Consider the following 14,271-nt stretch of genomic DNA (forward strand, 5'->3'; position numbering starts at 1 on the left):
CGACTTGCATGTGTTAGGCCTGCCGCCAGCGTTCAATCTGAGCCATGATCAAACTCTTCAATTAAAGTTTTGTTGTATCTTTCGATACGGCTCAATGATTTTTACTGATTTTCTGTTTCAACCGAAGTTGAAACGTAAATTGACTGTGCCAATATCATTCCTCTGCAGGAACCATATCGTTCGGTCACTCAGTTCATTGATAAATCTTTTTGACTAATCATTTCACGAGTGCCCACACAGATTGCATGGTCAAATTGTTAAAGAACAAACTTCAATCAAACAAACTAATGCTTTCAGCATTTAGCCCTATCGTTGAAGTGGACGGCCATTCTAGCGAATTAAGTTATCGTGTCAAACACTTTTTAAAACTTATTTCTCTGTATTTTCATCCTACCGTAGGATTGCTAACTCCTTATTATAAGAAGACGCTCTCCGTGTCGGTGAGGCGGCATTATAAGGGGTCATTTATGATTGGCAAGGGAAACCATAAAAAAAAACACCAAGCGGTCGAACAATCACCAAGTTTGACTATTTCTACCTATTTTTCCGACAACAATCTAACCATATCGTCACCCGCCTCTTTGACACGACTCCAATACTGCTGGAAACCAAAGCAAAATTGCTGCTGAAAAATAGTTTTAAAAACGCATTCTTCGCCCTGTGATACTCTGCGTTTAAAATAATCAACATCAATAGCTAGCCACAGCAGTAAGGGCCATTTCTGTTCAAGCGATACTTTTTACCAGAATTTTTCGCTACTGCACTAAAATACGAGCTGCTTATAACGCTAAAAATGATCGGCATATCCTGAATCTCGACATCAACACATCGAAGACTTTGCGCTCAATAAACGTTTATGGATGATTATGGGCTATTGGTGATTGTTACTGGGGATTATATGGAAGTGTACTGGCAAAAAAAAAGCCGAGTCTAAGACTCGGCCTTTTTTAATTTAACGCGCTTTTGCTTATTCAGCAGCAGCTTCTTCCTGTGCTTCAGGACGATCTACAAGCTCGATGAAAGCCATTGGGGCTTTATCGCCAGTACGGAAACCGCATTTCATAATGCGAGTGTAACCACCTGGACGCTTAGTGAAGCGTGGACCTAATTCGTTAAATAGTTTCGCTACCACTTCGTTATCACGAGTGCGTGCGAATGCAAGACGACGGTTAGCAACACTGTCTGTCTTAGCTAGGGTAATCAATGGCTCAATTACGCGACGTAGCTCTTTTGCTTTAGGCAAGGTAGTCTTGATAATTTCGTGACGTACCAGAGAGCTAGCCATGTTGCTGAACATCGCTTTACGATGACTGCTGTTGCGGTTGAGTTGACGACCACTCTTACGATGGCGCATGACCTAATCCTTCTAACTAGATATCAGTAACTATTAATCTTCAGCGATTGATGCTGGCGGCCAGTTTTCCAGGCGCATGCCCAGAGAAAGACCACGTGATGCCAGCACGTCTTTGATTTCAGTCAAAGACTTCTTACCAAGGTTTGGCGTTTTAAGAAGCTCAACCTCAGTACGCTGAACAAGATCACCGATGTAATGGATCGCTTCTGCTTTCAAACAGTTAGCAGAGCGAACAGTTAGTTCAAGATCGTCTACAGGACGCAGTAGGATCGGATCGAACTCTGGCTTCTCTTCTTTCTCTTCAGGAACTCGTACATCACGAAGATCTACGAATGCATCCAGTTGTTCAGCAAGAATAGTTGCTGCACGACGGATAGCTTCCTCAGGATCAAGCGTACCGTTAGTTTCCATATCGATCACAAGCTTATCAAGATCAGTACGTTGTTCAACACGTGCTGCCTCTACGGCATATGCGATACGGTCCACAGGGCTGTAAGTTGCATCAACTAACAGACGACCAATTGGACGCTCGTCTTCTTCAGTGTGAATTCGAGCAGAAGCTGGTACATAGCCACGACCACGTTCTACCTTGATGCGCATGCTGATTTCAGCATTGTCATCAGTTATGTGGCAGATTACGTGCTCTGGGTTCGCAATCTCAACATCACCATCATGGGTGATGTCACCTGCAACAACAGGGCCTGCACCAGATTTGTTCAGAGTAAGGATAACTTCATCTTTACCCTCAACCTTAACGGCAAGACCTTTAAGGTTTAAAAGGATTTCGAGAACATCTTCCTGAACTCCCTCTTTGGTGCTGTACTCATGTAACACACCATCGATTTCAACTTCACTTACAGCACAACCTGGCATTGAAGATAATAAAATACGACGAAGAGCGTTACCTAAAGTGTGGCCAAAACCACGCTCTAGTGGCTCTAGAGTTACTTTTGCATGCGTCGTGCTAACTTGTTCAATGTCAACAAGACGCGGCTTAAGAAATTCTGTTACAGAACCCTGCATTGTGTCCTCTCTTAACTATAGCCTTACTTAGAGTAAAGCTCGACGATCAGGTGTTCGTTGATGTCGGCAGACAAATCAGAACGTTCTGGAAGACGCTTGAACGTACCTTCCAGTTTGCTGCTGTCTACTTCGACCCAAGTCGGTAGTTCACGCTGAGTAGCAACTTCAAGAGCTGCTTTGATGCGTGCTTGGTTCTTAGCTTTCTCACGAATGCTAACAACGTCGTTTGCCGCTACCTTGAAAGAAGGAACGTTTACGACTGTACCGTTAACTAGGATCGCTTTGTGGCTTACCAACTGACGTGATTCAGCGCGTGTAGCACCAAAACCCATGCGGTAAACAACATTATCAAGACGACCTTCAAGAAGCTGAAGCAGGTTTTCACCTGTGTTGCCTTTAAGGCGTGCAGCTGCTTTATAGTAGTTACGGAATTGTTTTTCTAATACGCCATATGTACGACGAACTTTCTGCTTCTCACGAAGCTGAACACCGTAGTCAGACAGACGACCACGACGAGCACCATGCTGGCCCGGCGCGTTATCAATTTTACACTTGGTATCAATCGCACGTACGCCTGACTTAAGGAATAAGTCAGTGCCTTCGCGACGGCTAAGCTTCAGCTTAGGACCCAAATATCTTGCCATGTTCTTTCTCCAATATTCCTAGAAACGTTATACGCGACGTTTCTTAGGTGGACGACAACCGTTATGAGGGATCGGAGTCGCATCAACAATGTTAGTGATACGGAAACCCGCTGCATTTAATGCACGGATTGTAGACTCACGACCAGGACCAGGTCCCTTAACCATAACTTCCAGGTTCTTAACGCCATATTCTTTGGCCATTTCACCACAACGCTCAGCAGCAACCTGTGCAGCGAACGGAGTAGATTTACGAGAACCACGGAAACCTGAACCACCTGCAGTTGCCCAAGAAAGAGCATTACCTTGACGGTCTGTAATGGTTACGATTGTGTTATTAAAAGAAGCATGGATGTGCGCTACGCCATCAGCTACTTGCTTGCGTACGCGCTTACGAGCGCGAGTTGGTTGCTTTGCCATTGTACTCTACCTTATCCGATTATTTTTTGATCGGCTTGCGCGGACCTTTACGGGTACGTGCGTTGGTTTTAGTACGCTGTCCACGTAGAGGTAGACTGCGACGGTGACGGATTCCACGGTAACAACCAAGGTCCATAAGACGTTTGATGTTCATAGAAACTTCACGACGTAGATCACCTTCTACAGTGTATTTAGCTACACCATCACGCAGTAGATCGATCTGCTCTTCAGATAATTCGCTGATCTTAACATCTTCAGCAATACCCGCTTCAGCTAAAACAGCTTTCGAACGAGTTTTACCGATTCCGTAGATCGCAGTAAGTGCGATAACAGAATGTTTCTGATCAGGAATGTTAATGCCTGCAATACGGGCCACTATTCACTCCTAGTACTTTACAAGAATAACCACTGCAGAGCCCGTTTAGGATACGCAGTGGTGGTACAATTCTTTTGCACACACAAAAGATTGGTTGGCTAATTTAGCCAACCTACCTTCAATTTGCAAGAAATATTTCTGCTAATTAGCCTTGGCGCTGTTTATGCTTAGGCTCAACGCAAATTACACGCACAACACCGTTGCGCTTGATAACTTTGCAGTTGCGGCAGATTTTCTTAACGGAAGCACGAACTTTCATTGCTAAACTCCGTAAATGGATAATCTTATTTAACGGCCATAGCCTTTAAGATTAGCCTTTTTCAAAACTGACTCATACTGTTGAGACATCATATGTGTCTGAACTTGAGCCATGAAGTCCATGATTACAACGACTACGATAAGTAGTGATGTACCGCCAAAATAGAAGCGGACATTCCATGCAATCATCATGAACTCGGGGATCAGACAAATAAAGGTAATATACAACGCACCCGCTAGGGTTAGACGTGTCATCACTTTATCAATATATTTCGAGGTCTGTTCACCCGGGCGAATACCAGGTACGAATGCACCAGACTTCTTCAAGTTATCAGCTGTCTCGCGAGGGTTAAACACCAACGCGGTATAGAAGAAACAGAAGAAAATAATCGCAGTCGCATAAAGCATTACATAAAGCGGTTGACCTGGGCTTAGTGCCAGTGAAATATCACTTAACCAACCTAGGTTCTCGTTCTGACCAAACCACTGAGCCAGTGTGCCTGGAAACAGAATAATACTTGATGCAAAAATCGCTGGAATTACCCCTGCCATATTAATTTTCAATGGCAAGTGAGTGCTTTGCGCGGCAAAGACGCGACGGCCTTGCTGACGCTTGGCATAGTTAACGACGATACGACGCTGACCACGCTCCATAAACACTACGAAATAAATCACAGCGAAAGAAATTACTGCAATTAACAGTAGAAGAAGTACGTGCAATTCACCTTGACGTGCTTGCTCTACGGTCTGTCCAATAGCCGGTGGCAAACCTGCAACGATACCGGTAAAAATAATCACCGATATACCGTTACCAATGCCGCGTTCTGTAATTTGCTCACCTAACCACATCAAGAACATGGTGCCGGTAACCAAACTAACAACTGCAACAAAGTAGAATCCAAGGCCTGGATTAATGACCAGACCTGGGATCATACTTGGTAACCCCGTCGCAATACCAATTGCTTGGAAGGTTGCCAAAACAAGCGTGCCGTAGCGAGTGTACTGGCTGATCTTACGACGACCAGATTCACCCTCTTTCTTCAACTCGGCCAAGGCCGGGTGAACTACCGTTAGCAACTGGACAATAATAGAGGCCGAGATATACGGCATAATACCCAATGCTAAGATAGAAGCACGCTCAAGTGCACCACCAGAGAACATGTTAAACAGTTCAATGACGGTACCCTTTTGCTGTTCGAACAGATCGGCAAGTACAGCAGCGTCAATACCAGGAATAGGCACAAAAGAACCTGCTCGGAAAATCAAGATAGCACCTAATACGAATAAAAGGCGAGTCTTAAGCTCTGCTAGGCCACCTTGTGCGCTACGAAAATCTTGTCCTGGTTGTTTAGCCATCTGTACCTCATCCTCGAGTTAATTATTCCTCGATTTTACCGCCGGCAGCTTCGATTGCAGCTTTAGCGCCTTTAGTCACGCGAAGACCTTTAACTGTCACTGAACGTGCGATTTCACCAGAAAGAACAATTTTTACAAATTTAATATTCTTAGTGATGATGTTTGCATCTTTCAATGTAGCTAGATCAATCACGTCACCTTCAAGTTTCGCTAGTTCTGCTAGACGAACTTCAGCTGTTACCAAGCTCTTACGAGAAGTAAAACCGAATTTTGGTAGACGCTGTTTCAAAGGCATTTGACCGCCTTCAAAGCCTGGACGTACAGAACCACCTGAACGTGATTTCTGACCTTTGTGACCACGGCCACAAGTTTTGCCCAGACCAGAACCGATACCACGACCTACGCGCTTCGCAGAAGGCTTAGAACCCGCAGCCGGTGATAGAGTATTCAAACGCATTCTGATTACTCCTCAATTTTAACCATGTAGTGAACTTTGTTGATCATGCCGCGTACGCAAGCAGTATCTTCAAGTTCAACAGTGTGGTTGATACGACGAAGGCCTAAGCCACGCAAAGATGCTTTATGCTTCGGCAAACGACCGATAGAGCTCTTTGTCTGTGTTACTTTAATTGTCTTAGCCATGTCTATCACTCCAGAATTTCTTTAACAGAAAGACCACGCTTAGCAGCGATCATTTCTGGAGAGTTCATACCACTCAAACCATCAATTGTTGCGCGAACAACGTTGATTGGGTTTGTAGAACCGTATGCTTTAGCTAGTACGTTACGGATACCCGCAACCTCTAGCACTGCACGCATAGCACCACCGGCGATGATACCAGTACCTTCTGATGCAGGTTGCATGTACACTTTAGAACCAGTGTGGCGACCTTTAACAGCGTGGTGTAGAGTACCGTCGTTAAGCGCGATAGTAACCATGTTACGGCGTGCTTTTTCCATTGATTTTTGGATTGCAGCAGGTACTTCACGTGCCTTACCGTAACCAAAACCGATGCGACCGTTACCGTCACCAACTACTGTTAGTGCAGTAAAGCTGAAAATGCGTCCGCCTTTAACCGTCTTTGATACACGGTTAACAGCGATCAGCTTTTCATGCAAATCTGATTGTGTTTTTTCGTTAGCCATCTTCCGCCTACCTTAGAATTTCAGACCAGCTTCACGAGCAGCTTCTGCTAGTGCAGCTACACGGCCGTGGTATTGGAAACCAGAACGATCGAATGCAACGCTAGAGACGCCTTTTTCAATCGCGCGCTCAGCAATAGCTTTACCTACAGCTGCAGCAGCGTCTTTGTTACCGGTGCTCTTAACTTGCTCACGGATCGCTTTTTCTACGGTAGAAGCTGAAGCGATAACCTCGGAGCCATTCGGTGCGATTACCTGAGCATACACGTGACGTGGAGTACGGTGTATAACCAGACGAGTCGCGCCAAGTTCAGCAATCTTACGACGTGCACGGGTCGCACGACGGATACGAGAAACTTTCTTATCCATAGTGTTACCTTACTTCTTCTTAGCTTCTTTAGTACGCACGACTTCGTCGGCGTAACGAACACCTTTGCCTTTATAAGGCTCAGGGCTACGGTAAGCGCGAATTTCAGCCGCTACCTGACCAACAACCTGCTTATCAGTACCCGTAAGTACGATTTCAGTTTGTGAAGGACATTCAGCTTTCATACCGGCTGGCAATTCATGCGCAACTGGATGCGAGAAGCCCAAAGTAAGGTTAACAGTGCTACCAGCAACGTTCGCACGGTAACCAACACCTTTAAGGGTTAGCTTCTTAGTAAAGCCTTCAGTAACACCAACAACCATGTTGTTAACTAGTGCACGAGCAGTACCTGCTTGTGCCCAAGCGTTAGCAACACCTTCGCGTGGACCGAAAGTAATTGTGTTTTCTTCCTGAGAAAAAACTACTGCTTGGTTGAAAGTGCGAACTAGTTCACCCTTAGGACCTTTAACAGTAACTTCCTGGCCGTTGAGTTTAAATTCTACGCCGGCAGGAATAACTACAGGTGCTTTTGCAACACGAGACATGTCCTACTCCTATTAAGCTACGTAGCAGATAATCTCACCGCCAAGGCCGGCTTTACGAGCAGCACGGTCGGTCATAAGACCCTTGGAAGTGGAAACAACAGCAATACCCAAACCACCCATCACTGATGGTAACGCACCTTTTTTCTTGTAGATGCGCAGACCTGGACGTGATACACGTTGGATTTGCTCGATAACTGGGTTAGCTTCGAAGTACTTAAGAGTAACTTCTAGCTCAGGCTTAACTTCACCAGTAACAGTGTAGTCAGCCACAAAACCTTCTTCTTTCAAAAGAGTTGCAATAGCAACTTTCAGCTTAGAAGATGGCATTTTTACAGCAACTTTTTTCGCTGCCTGACCGTTACGAAGACGGGTCAGCATATCCGAGATCGGATCTTGCATGCTCATAAGTCAATACTCCGTGATTCTAAATTGGCAGCTGATTACCAGCTAGCCTTACGCAGACCCGGAATCTCGCCTTTCATGCAAGCTTCACGAACCTTGATACGGCTAAGACCAAACTTACGTAGGTAGCCGTGTGGACGTCCAGTCTGGTTACAGCGGTTACGCTGACGAGACGAACTAGAATCGCGTGGTAGAGACTGAAGTTTAAGCACTGCATTCCAGCGATCTTCTTCAGACGCATTCACGTCACTAATAATAGCTTTTAGCGCCGAACGCTTTTCAGCGAACTTAGCTACAAGCTTGGCACGTTTAACTTCACGCGCCTTCATTGATTCTTTAGCCATTAGTAACCCTTACTTTTACTTACGGAATGGGAAGTTAAAAGCAGATAACAGAGCTTGAGCTTCTTCATCAGAGCTAGCAGAAGTTGTAATCGTGATGTCAAGACCACGGATACGATCTACTTTATCGTAATCGATTTCTGGGAAGATGATCTGCTCACGAACGCCCATGCTATAGTTACCACGACCGTCAAATGATTTCGGGTTTAGACCACGGAAATCACGGATACGAGGAACAGCAATTGAAATTAGACGCTCGAAGAAATCCCACATGCGTTCGCCACGTAGGGTTACTTTACAGCCAATAGGGTAGCCCTCTCGGATCTTAAAGCCAGCAACAGACTTACGAGCTTTAGTGATTAGCGGCTTCTGACCTGCAATAGCAGTCATGTCAGCAGCAGCATTCTCTAAAAGCTTCTTGTCGTTGATCGCTTCACCCACACCCATGTTAAGTGTGATTTTTTCGATCCTTGGGACTTGCATGATACTCTTGTATTCGAACTTGTCAGCAAGCTCTTTTACAACAGTCTCTTTGTAGTAATCATGCAGTTTCGCCATAGTACTACTCCAAACTTACTTGATAGTTACGCTATTAGATTTAAAGAAACGAACTTTTTTGTCGTCTTCAAATCGGAAGCCTACACGGTCTGCTTTACCAGTTTCAGCATTGAAGATTGCAACGTTAGAAACATCAATAGCTGCTTCTTGTTCAACGATGCCACCTTGTACACCCATTGCCGGTACAGGCTTCTGGTGTTTTTTAACAAGGTTAATACCTTCAACGATAACTTTACCGGTTGCTAGAACCTTAGTTACTTTACCTTTCTTACCTTTATCTTTACCGGTAAGAACGATAACTTCGTCGTTGCGACGGATTTTAGCTGCCATTTTAGTTACTCCTTACAGCACTTCAGGCGCTAGTGAAACGATTTTCATGAATTTCGCATTGCGAAGTTCACGCGTCACTGGGCCAAAAATACGAGTACCGATTGGTTGCTCTGTAGTATCGTTCAACAATACACAAGCATTACGGTCGAAGCGAATGACAGAGCCGTCAGGGCGACGAACGCCTTTACGGGTGCGTACAACCACCGCCTTCAGAACATCACCTTTTTTAACTTTACCGCGAGGAATTGCTTCTTTCACAGTAATCTTGATGATATCACCGATGTGTGCGTAACGGCGGTGAGAACCACCCAGAACCTTAATACACATTACGCGACGAGCGCCGGAGTTATCGGCTGCGTCAAGCGTACTTTGCATTTGGATCATGTTAGTGCTCCGCTTATTTTAAACATCTAGACCCATCGCGGGTCGGAATGCCTTTACTTCAAAGGCGGCGAATAATAACACCATTTTCGACCGATGGGTAGACAAAAAATAAACGACCCTAAATTTATTCAGGGCCGCTTGATCATTTCGTTGTCAAGTTCGCTTAAACGCGAGCTTTTTCAACTACGCGTACCAGAGTCCAAGACTTAGTCTTAGACAGTGGACGACATTCACGAACTTCAACTGTGTCGCCTAGGCCACATTCGTTGTTTTCATCGTGTGCATGAAGCTTAGTCGTACGTTTGATGAACTTACCATAAATCGGATGTTTCACCATGCGTTCGATAGCAACAACGATAGACTTGTCCATCTTGTCACTAACTACACGACCTAGCTGAATACGGGTTTGTTCGCTCATTATGCGCCAGCCTTTTCAGTCAGAACGGTTTTAACACGTGCGATATCACGGCGTACAGCTTTCAGATTGTGAGTCTGCTGTAACTGACCAGTTGCAGCTTGCATACGCAAGTTAAACTGTTCACGTAGTAGGCCCACAAGTTCAGCATTCAGTTCTTCAACGCTTTTTGCGCGTAGATCTACAGCGTTCATCACATTACCGCCTTAGTTACAAATGTTGTCTTGATAGGTAGCTTACGTGCAGCAAGTTCAAATGCGTCACGTGCTAGTGCTTCAGAAACACCATCCATTTCATAAAGAACTTTGCCTGGTTGGATTTGGGCTACCCAGTACTCAACGTTACCTTTACCCTTACCCTGACGAACTTCCAACGGCTTGCTTGTAATAGGCTTGTCGGGGAAGACTCGAATCCAGATTTGGCCTTGACGTTTAACATGACGAGTCATAGCACGACGTGCAGCTTCAATTTGGCGAGCAGTCAAACGACCACGACCAACAGCTTTAAGACCAAAAGTACCGAAGCTTACATCAGTACCGTTCGCTAGACCGCGGTTACGACCTTTAAAAGTCTTGCGGAATTTAGTGCGTTTAGGTTGCAGCATCAATAAACTCCTTATTTACGGCCTTTGCGTTGCTTCTTAGGCTTGTCAGCCTTTGGCTCTGCAACTGGCATACCGCCTAGAACTTCACCTTTGAAGATCCAAACTTTAACGCCAATTACACCGTATTGGGTGTGAGCCGAAGAAGTTGCGTAATCAATGTCAGCACGAAGAGTGTGTAGAGGTACACGACCTTCACGGTACCACTCAGAACGTGCGATTTCAGCGCCGCCTAAACGACCACCTACTTGAACTTTGATACCCTTAGCGCCAAGACGCATAGCGTTCTGAACTGCACGCTTCATAGCGCGACGGAACATAACACGACGCTCTAGCTGAGACGAAATGCTGTCTGCAACCAGTTGACCGTCTAACTCAGGCTTACGTACTTCTGCGATGTTGATCTGAGCTGGAACACCAGCGATCTTAGACACGCGAGCGCGTAGCTTTTCTACGTCTTCACCTTTCTTACCGATAACAATGCCTGGACGAGCAGTGTGAATAGTCACACGGATGCTCTTAGCAGGACGCTCGATAACGATACGTGATAGAGACGCTTTTTTCAGTTCTTTAGTAAGGAACTGACGTACCTTGAAGTCGCCGTCTAGGTTGTCAGCGAACTCTTGGCTATTAGCAAACCAAGTGGTATTCCAAGGCTTAACGATGCCTAGACGAATACCATTAGGATGTACTTTCTGACCCATTGCTTTCTCTCCTAGTCTCTTAGCGGTCTGCTACAACAACAGTGATGTGGCTAGAACGCTTCAAGATGCGATCGGCACGGCCTTTAGCACGAGGCATAATACGCTTCATGGTAGGACCTTCGTCAACGAAGATTTTTGCAACATTAAGATCATCAATGTCTGCGCCTTCGTTGTGTTCTGCGTTAGCGATAGCTGAATCTAGAACTTTCTTGATTAGTTCAGCAGCTTTTTTGTTGCTGAACTGTAGAATTTCTAGAGCTTGAGCAACTGGCTTACCGCGCAGTTGATCTGCAACCAAACGAGCTTTCTGCGGCGAAATGCGAGCAAAGCGATGTTTAGCGATAGCTTCCATTACTTACTCCTTAGCGCTTCTTAGCTTTCTTATCTGCAGCGTGGCCGCGATAAGTACGTGTTGGTGCAAATTCGCCTAGCTTGTGACCGATCATTTCTTCAGAAACGAAAACAGGAACGTGCTGACGACCATTATGGACAGCGATGGTCAAATTGATCATCTGTGGGATGATCATTGAGCGACGGGACCAAGTCTTAACAGGCTTCTTGTCTCCGCTTTCCACCGCTTTCTCTACCTTCTTCAGCAAGTGCAGGTCAATGAAAGGACCTTTCTTGAGAGAACGTGGCATGGCTTATCCTCTGATAATTATTACTTATTACGACGACGTACGATGTACTTGTCGGTACGTTTGTTCTTACGAGTTTTGTAACCCTTCGTAGGAACACCCCAAGGTGTAACTGGGTGACGGCCACCAGATGTACGGCCTTCACCACCACCGTGTGGGTGGTCAACTGGGTTCATTACAACACCACGTACAGTTGGACGAACACCGCGCCAGCGTGAAGCACCAGCTTTACCTAGCTCACGTAGCATGTGTTCTGCGTTACCAACTTCACCTAGGGTCGCACGACCTTCAGAAAGAACCTTACGCATTTCACCAGAACGCAGACGTAGAGTCACATATGTGCCTGCACGTGCAATGATCTGAGCGTATGCACCAGCTGAACGAGCCAGCTGAGCACCTTTACCAGGCTTAAGCTCAACACAGTGTACTGTTGAACCTACTGGGATGTTGCGCATTGGTAACGTGTTACCAACTTTGATCGCAGCATCAGCGCCAGACTGGATTGAATCACCAGCTTGGATGCCTTTTGGTGCAATGATGTAACGGCGTTCACCGTCAGCGTAAAGCACTAGCGCGATGTTTGCGCTACGGTTTGGATCATATTCCAAACGCTCAACTTTCGCTGGGATACCATCTTTAGTACGTTTAAAGTCGATCATACGGTAGTGTTGCTTGTTACCACCACCGATGTGACGTACTGTGATACGACCGTTATTGTTACGACCACCAGACTTAGATTTTTTCTCTAGTAGTGGTGCGTACGGCTTACCCTTATGCAGGTCAGAGTTAACCACTTTAACTACGTGGCGACGACCCGGGGAAGTCGGCTTACATTTAACAATAGCCATTCTTCTTTGCTCCTAGCCTTACTCTGCACTACCAGCGAAGTCGATGTCTTGACCTTCTTTCAAGATAACGTACGCTTTTTTCCAGTCGTTACGACGGCCTTCACGTGCACCTTGACGTTTGGTCTTACCCTTAGCAACAAGAGTATTTACAGACTTAACTTCAACCTCGAACAGTTTTTCAACTGCTGCTTTGATCTCTTTCTTCGTTGCATTAATTGCTACTTTGAACACGATAGTATTCGCGTTTTCTGCAGCAGTCGTTGCTTTTTCAGAAATGTGCGGAGCACGGAGAACTTTTAAAATACGCTCTTCAGTGATCATGCTAGCATCTCCTCAACTTGTTTAACTGCAGCTGCAGTCATCACGATTTTGTCGAAAGCGATCAAGCTAACTGGGTCGATTGTCGCTGCATCACGAACGTCTACCTTGTAAAGGTTACGTGCTGCAAGGAATAGATTCTCATCTAGTTCGCCAGTTACGATTAGAACATCAGTCAGATCAAGCTCTTTAAGCTTTGCTGCTAGTTCTTTTGTCTTTGGTGCTTCTACAGAGAAGTTATCAACAACGATTAGACGCTCTTGACGAACTAGCTCAGAAAGAATGCTCTTCATAGCACCGCGGTACATTTTTTTGTTAACTTTCTGGCTGTGGTCCTGTGGACGAGCTGCGAAAGTTACACCACCTGTGCGCCATAGCGGACTACGAATAGTACCTGCACGTGCACGGCCTGTACCTTTCTGGCGCCATGGTTTAGCACCACCACCAGAAACGTCAGAACGAGTTTTCTGAGCACGAGTACCTTGACGAGCACCTGCTGCATAAGCAACAACTACTTGGTGTACTAGAGCTTCATTGAAATCACGTCCAAAAGTAGTTTCGGAGACAGTTAGCGCATCAGCGCCTTTGACTACCAATTCCATTACTAACTCCTCGACCTTACGCTTTAACAGCTGGTTTAACGATCACGTTGCCACCTGTTGAGCCCGGTACCGCACCTTTAATAAGAAGCAGATTGCGCTCAGCGTCAACACGTACGATCTCTAGGTTTTGAGTCGTTACACGCTCAGCACCCATGTGACCAGCCATTTTCTTGCCTTTAAATACACGACCTGGAGTTTGACATTGGCCAATTGAACCCGGAGCGCGGTGAGACAAGGAGTTACCGTGGGTCATATCTTGAGTACGGAAGTTCCAACGCTTAATTGCGCCTTGGAAACCCTTACCTTTAGATGTACCAGTAACGTCTACTTTTTTAACTTCGTTGAACAGTTCAACATTTAGCTCAGCGCCAACTGCAAACTCTTCACCATTATCTAGACGGAATTCCCAAAGACCGCGACCAGCTTCAACACCCGCTTTTGCGAAGTGACCTGCTTCTGGCTTAGATACACGGTTAGCTTTCTTAGCACCAGTTGTGATCTGAATTGCGTTGTAACCGTCAGTTTCAAGTGTTTTAACTTGAGTTACACGGTTAGCTTCAACTTCAACCACTGTTACTGGGATAGAAACGCCATCTTCGGTAAAGATGCGGGTCATGCCCACTTTACGACCGATTAGACCAATCATTT

The 14,271-nt window shown here is 45.6% G+C and carries 27 protein-coding genes and 1 rRNA gene; all 28 read right to left on the minus strand.

Annotation, left to right across the window (positions count from 1 at the left end; translation table 11 throughout):
- Window positions 1-64 (minus strand): 16S ribosomal RNA (locus C9I89_RS10855); the annotation flags it as partial.
- Between the two features lie 903 nt (window positions 65-967).
- Complete coding sequence (rplQ, locus tag C9I89_RS10860; RefSeq protein WP_107283383.1) at window positions 968-1,354, minus strand: 50S ribosomal protein L17; 387 nt, start codon at window positions 1,352-1,354, stop codon at window positions 968-970.
- A gap of 33 nt (window positions 1,355-1,387) precedes the next feature.
- Window positions 1,388-2,377, minus strand: a complete 990-nt coding sequence (locus tag C9I89_RS10865; RefSeq protein ID WP_107283384.1) for a DNA-directed RNA polymerase subunit alpha — start codon at window positions 2,375-2,377, stop codon at window positions 1,388-1,390.
- A gap of 23 nt (window positions 2,378-2,400) precedes the next feature.
- Window positions 2,401-3,021 (minus strand): 30S ribosomal protein S4, encoded by a 621-nt coding sequence (gene rpsD / locus C9I89_RS10870; protein WP_107283385.1) that lies wholly within the window; start codon window positions 3,019-3,021, stop codon window positions 2,401-2,403.
- Between the two features lie 27 nt (window positions 3,022-3,048).
- Entirely contained in the window at window positions 3,049-3,438 is a 390-nt protein-coding gene (rpsK, locus tag C9I89_RS10875; RefSeq protein WP_005370963.1) for a 30S ribosomal protein S11, read from the minus strand.
- Between the two features lie 19 nt (window positions 3,439-3,457).
- Window positions 3,458-3,814 carry a 30S ribosomal protein S13 gene (gene rpsM, locus C9I89_RS10880; RefSeq protein WP_107283386.1) on the minus strand — a complete coding sequence of 119 codons (357 nt, stop codon included), beginning with the start codon at window positions 3,812-3,814 and terminating at the stop codon, window positions 3,458-3,460.
- 145 nt (window positions 3,815-3,959) lie between these two features.
- Window positions 3,960-4,073, minus strand: coding sequence for a 50S ribosomal protein L36 (gene rpmJ, locus C9I89_RS10885; protein ID WP_005417265.1), 114 nt, complete (start codon window positions 4,071-4,073; stop codon window positions 3,960-3,962).
- A 29-nt stretch (window positions 4,074-4,102) separates the two neighbouring features.
- Window positions 4,103-5,428: a preprotein translocase subunit SecY gene (gene secY, locus C9I89_RS10890; RefSeq protein WP_107283387.1), complete on the minus strand. Its 1,326-nt coding sequence runs from the start codon at window positions 5,426-5,428 to the stop codon at window positions 4,103-4,105.
- Between the two features lie 22 nt (window positions 5,429-5,450).
- The gene (gene rplO / locus C9I89_RS10895) at window positions 5,451-5,885 is read right to left on the minus strand and encodes a 50S ribosomal protein L15 (RefSeq protein ID WP_107283388.1); all 435 of its coding nucleotides are present in this window, start codon (window positions 5,883-5,885) and stop codon (window positions 5,451-5,453) included.
- 5 nt (window positions 5,886-5,890) lie between these two features.
- Complete coding sequence (gene rpmD, locus C9I89_RS10900) at window positions 5,891-6,070, minus strand: 50S ribosomal protein L30 (protein ID WP_107283389.1); 180 nt, start codon at window positions 6,068-6,070, stop codon at window positions 5,891-5,893.
- A 5-nt stretch (window positions 6,071-6,075) separates the two neighbouring features.
- Window positions 6,076-6,573: a 30S ribosomal protein S5 gene (rpsE, locus tag C9I89_RS10905; protein ID WP_107283390.1), complete on the minus strand. Its 498-nt coding sequence runs from the start codon at window positions 6,571-6,573 to the stop codon at window positions 6,076-6,078.
- 12 nt (window positions 6,574-6,585) lie between these two features.
- Window positions 6,586-6,939 carry a 50S ribosomal protein L18 gene (gene rplR / locus C9I89_RS10910; RefSeq protein ID WP_107283391.1) on the minus strand — a complete coding sequence of 118 codons (354 nt, stop codon included), beginning with the start codon at window positions 6,937-6,939 and terminating at the stop codon, window positions 6,586-6,588.
- Between the two features lie 9 nt (window positions 6,940-6,948).
- Window positions 6,949-7,482 carry a 50S ribosomal protein L6 gene (gene rplF / locus C9I89_RS10915; protein ID WP_107283392.1) on the minus strand — a complete coding sequence of 178 codons (534 nt, stop codon included), beginning with the start codon at window positions 7,480-7,482 and terminating at the stop codon, window positions 6,949-6,951.
- 12 nt (window positions 7,483-7,494) lie between these two features.
- Entirely contained in the window at window positions 7,495-7,887 is a 393-nt protein-coding gene (gene rpsH / locus C9I89_RS10920) for a 30S ribosomal protein S8 (protein ID WP_107283393.1), read from the minus strand.
- A 35-nt stretch (window positions 7,888-7,922) separates the two neighbouring features.
- The gene (gene rpsN, locus C9I89_RS10925; protein WP_107283394.1) at window positions 7,923-8,228 is read right to left on the minus strand and encodes a 30S ribosomal protein S14; all 306 of its coding nucleotides are present in this window, start codon (window positions 8,226-8,228) and stop codon (window positions 7,923-7,925) included.
- A 15-nt stretch (window positions 8,229-8,243) separates the two neighbouring features.
- A complete protein-coding gene (gene rplE, locus C9I89_RS10930; protein ID WP_107283395.1) occupies window positions 8,244-8,783 on the minus strand; it encodes a 50S ribosomal protein L5 in 540 nt (179 codons plus the stop codon).
- A 15-nt stretch (window positions 8,784-8,798) separates the two neighbouring features.
- Window positions 8,799-9,113, minus strand: a complete 315-nt coding sequence (gene rplX, locus C9I89_RS10935; protein WP_107283396.1) for a 50S ribosomal protein L24 — start codon at window positions 9,111-9,113, stop codon at window positions 8,799-8,801.
- A gap of 12 nt (window positions 9,114-9,125) precedes the next feature.
- On the minus strand, window positions 9,126-9,497 hold the full coding sequence (gene rplN, locus C9I89_RS10940) for a 50S ribosomal protein L14 (RefSeq protein ID WP_075762918.1): 372 nt from the start codon (window positions 9,495-9,497) through the stop codon (window positions 9,126-9,128).
- Between the two features lie 163 nt (window positions 9,498-9,660).
- Entirely contained in the window at window positions 9,661-9,915 is a 255-nt protein-coding gene (gene rpsQ, locus C9I89_RS10945; RefSeq protein WP_107283397.1) for a 30S ribosomal protein S17, read from the minus strand.
- On the minus strand, window positions 9,915-10,106 hold the full coding sequence (gene rpmC / locus C9I89_RS10950; protein WP_107283398.1) for a 50S ribosomal protein L29: 192 nt from the start codon (window positions 10,104-10,106) through the stop codon (window positions 9,915-9,917). The genes rpsQ and rpmC overlap by 1 nt, the downstream gene beginning before the upstream one ends.
- Complete coding sequence (gene rplP, locus C9I89_RS10955; protein ID WP_107283399.1) at window positions 10,106-10,516, minus strand: 50S ribosomal protein L16; 411 nt, start codon at window positions 10,514-10,516, stop codon at window positions 10,106-10,108. Before rplP ends, rpmC begins: the two co-directional genes overlap by 1 nt.
- A gap of 11 nt (window positions 10,517-10,527) precedes the next feature.
- A complete protein-coding gene (rpsC, locus tag C9I89_RS10960; protein WP_107283400.1) occupies window positions 10,528-11,217 on the minus strand; it encodes a 30S ribosomal protein S3 in 690 nt (229 codons plus the stop codon).
- A 19-nt stretch (window positions 11,218-11,236) separates the two neighbouring features.
- Window positions 11,237-11,569, minus strand: a complete 333-nt coding sequence (rplV, locus tag C9I89_RS10965; RefSeq protein WP_107283401.1) for a 50S ribosomal protein L22 — start codon at window positions 11,567-11,569, stop codon at window positions 11,237-11,239.
- A gap of 10 nt (window positions 11,570-11,579) precedes the next feature.
- Entirely contained in the window at window positions 11,580-11,858 is a 279-nt protein-coding gene (gene rpsS / locus C9I89_RS10970) for a 30S ribosomal protein S19 (RefSeq protein ID WP_107283402.1), read from the minus strand.
- A 20-nt stretch (window positions 11,859-11,878) separates the two neighbouring features.
- Window positions 11,879-12,703 carry a 50S ribosomal protein L2 gene (gene rplB, locus C9I89_RS10975; RefSeq protein ID WP_107283403.1) on the minus strand — a complete coding sequence of 275 codons (825 nt, stop codon included), beginning with the start codon at window positions 12,701-12,703 and terminating at the stop codon, window positions 11,879-11,881.
- 18 nt (window positions 12,704-12,721) lie between these two features.
- Window positions 12,722-13,024, minus strand: coding sequence for a 50S ribosomal protein L23 (gene rplW / locus C9I89_RS10980; protein WP_107283404.1), 303 nt, complete (start codon window positions 13,022-13,024; stop codon window positions 12,722-12,724).
- Window positions 13,021-13,623 (minus strand): 50S ribosomal protein L4, encoded by a 603-nt coding sequence (rplD, locus tag C9I89_RS10985; protein WP_107283405.1) that lies wholly within the window; start codon window positions 13,621-13,623, stop codon window positions 13,021-13,023. The genes rplW and rplD overlap by 4 nt, the downstream gene beginning before the upstream one ends.
- A 16-nt stretch (window positions 13,624-13,639) precedes the next feature.
- Window positions 13,640-14,269, minus strand: coding sequence for a 50S ribosomal protein L3 (gene rplC, locus C9I89_RS10990; protein WP_107283406.1), 630 nt, complete (start codon window positions 14,267-14,269; stop codon window positions 13,640-13,642).
- Window positions 14,270-14,271: the final 2 nt, after the last annotated feature.

The sequence above is a fragment of the Photobacterium lipolyticum genome (genome assembly GCF_003026475.1).
Classification (GTDB): domain Bacteria; phylum Pseudomonadota; class Gammaproteobacteria; order Enterobacterales; family Vibrionaceae; genus Photobacterium; species Photobacterium lipolyticum.

Excerpts from the sequence above, each read along its gene's own strand:
- rplQ (WP_107283383.1), bottom strand. The coding sequence starts at position 1,354 with ATGCGCCATCGTAAGAGTGGTCGTCAACTCAACCGCAACAGCAGTCAT.
- C9I89_RS10865 (WP_107283384.1), bottom strand. The coding sequence starts at position 2,377 with ATGCAGGGTTCTGTAACAGAATTTCTTAAGCCGCGTCTTGTTGACATT.
- rpsD (WP_107283385.1), bottom strand. The coding sequence starts at position 3,021 with ATGGCAAGATATTTGGGTCCTAAGCTGAAGCTTAGCCGTCGCGAAGGC.
- rpsK (WP_005370963.1), bottom strand. The coding sequence starts at position 3,438 with ATGGCAAAGCAACCAACTCGCGCTCGTAAGCGCGTACGCAAGCAAGTA.
- rpmJ (WP_005417265.1), bottom strand. The coding sequence starts at position 4,073 with ATGAAAGTTCGTGCTTCCGTTAAGAAAATCTGCCGCAACTGCAAAGTT.
- secY (WP_107283387.1), bottom strand. The coding sequence starts at position 5,428 with ATGGCTAAACAACCAGGACAAGATTTTCGTAGCGCACAAGGTGGCCTA.
- rplO (WP_107283388.1), bottom strand. The coding sequence starts at position 5,885 with ATGCGTTTGAATACTCTATCACCGGCTGCGGGTTCTAAGCCTTCTGCG.
- rpmD (WP_107283389.1), bottom strand. The coding sequence starts at position 6,070 with ATGGCTAAGACAATTAAAGTAACACAGACAAAGAGCTCTATCGGTCGT.
- rpsE (WP_107283390.1), bottom strand. The coding sequence starts at position 6,573 with ATGGCTAACGAAAAAACACAATCAGATTTGCATGAAAAGCTGATCGCT.
- rplR (WP_107283391.1), bottom strand. The coding sequence starts at position 6,939 with ATGGATAAGAAAGTTTCTCGTATCCGTCGTGCGACCCGTGCACGTCGT.
- rplF (WP_107283392.1), bottom strand. The coding sequence starts at position 7,482 with ATGTCTCGTGTTGCAAAAGCACCTGTAGTTATTCCTGCCGGCGTAGAA.
- rpsH (WP_107283393.1), bottom strand. The coding sequence starts at position 7,887 with ATGAGCATGCAAGATCCGATCTCGGATATGCTGACCCGTCTTCGTAAC.
- rpsN (WP_107283394.1), bottom strand. The coding sequence starts at position 8,228 with ATGGCTAAAGAATCAATGAAGGCGCGTGAAGTTAAACGTGCCAAGCTT.
- rplE (WP_107283395.1), bottom strand. The coding sequence starts at position 8,783 with ATGGCGAAACTGCATGATTACTACAAAGAGACTGTTGTAAAAGAGCTT.
- rplX (WP_107283396.1), bottom strand. The coding sequence starts at position 9,113 with ATGGCAGCTAAAATCCGTCGCAACGACGAAGTTATCGTTCTTACCGGT.
- rplN (WP_075762918.1), bottom strand. The coding sequence starts at position 9,497 with ATGATCCAAATGCAAAGTACGCTTGACGCAGCCGATAACTCCGGCGCT.
- rpsQ (WP_107283397.1), bottom strand. The coding sequence starts at position 9,915 with ATGAGCGAACAAACCCGTATTCAGCTAGGTCGTGTAGTTAGTGACAAG.
- rpmC (WP_107283398.1), bottom strand. The coding sequence starts at position 10,106 with ATGAACGCTGTAGATCTACGCGCAAAAAGCGTTGAAGAACTGAATGCT.
- rplP (WP_107283399.1), bottom strand. The coding sequence starts at position 10,516 with ATGCTGCAACCTAAACGCACTAAATTCCGCAAGACTTTTAAAGGTCGT.
- rpsC (WP_107283400.1), bottom strand. The coding sequence starts at position 11,217 with ATGGGTCAGAAAGTACATCCTAATGGTATTCGTCTAGGCATCGTTAAG.
- rplV (WP_107283401.1), bottom strand. The coding sequence starts at position 11,569 with ATGGAAGCTATCGCTAAACATCGCTTTGCTCGCATTTCGCCGCAGAAA.
- rpsS (WP_107283402.1), bottom strand. The coding sequence starts at position 11,858 with ATGCCACGTTCTCTCAAGAAAGGTCCTTTCATTGACCTGCACTTGCTG.
- rplB (WP_107283403.1), bottom strand. The coding sequence starts at position 12,703 with ATGGCTATTGTTAAATGTAAGCCGACTTCCCCGGGTCGTCGCCACGTA.
- rplW (WP_107283404.1), bottom strand. The coding sequence starts at position 13,024 with ATGATCACTGAAGAGCGTATTTTAAAAGTTCTCCGTGCTCCGCACATT.
- rplD (WP_107283405.1), bottom strand. The coding sequence starts at position 13,623 with ATGGAATTGGTAGTCAAAGGCGCTGATGCGCTAACTGTCTCCGAAACT.
- rplC (WP_107283406.1), bottom strand. The coding sequence starts at position 14,269 with ATGATTGGTCTAATCGGTCGTAAAGTGGGCATGACCCGCATCTTTACC.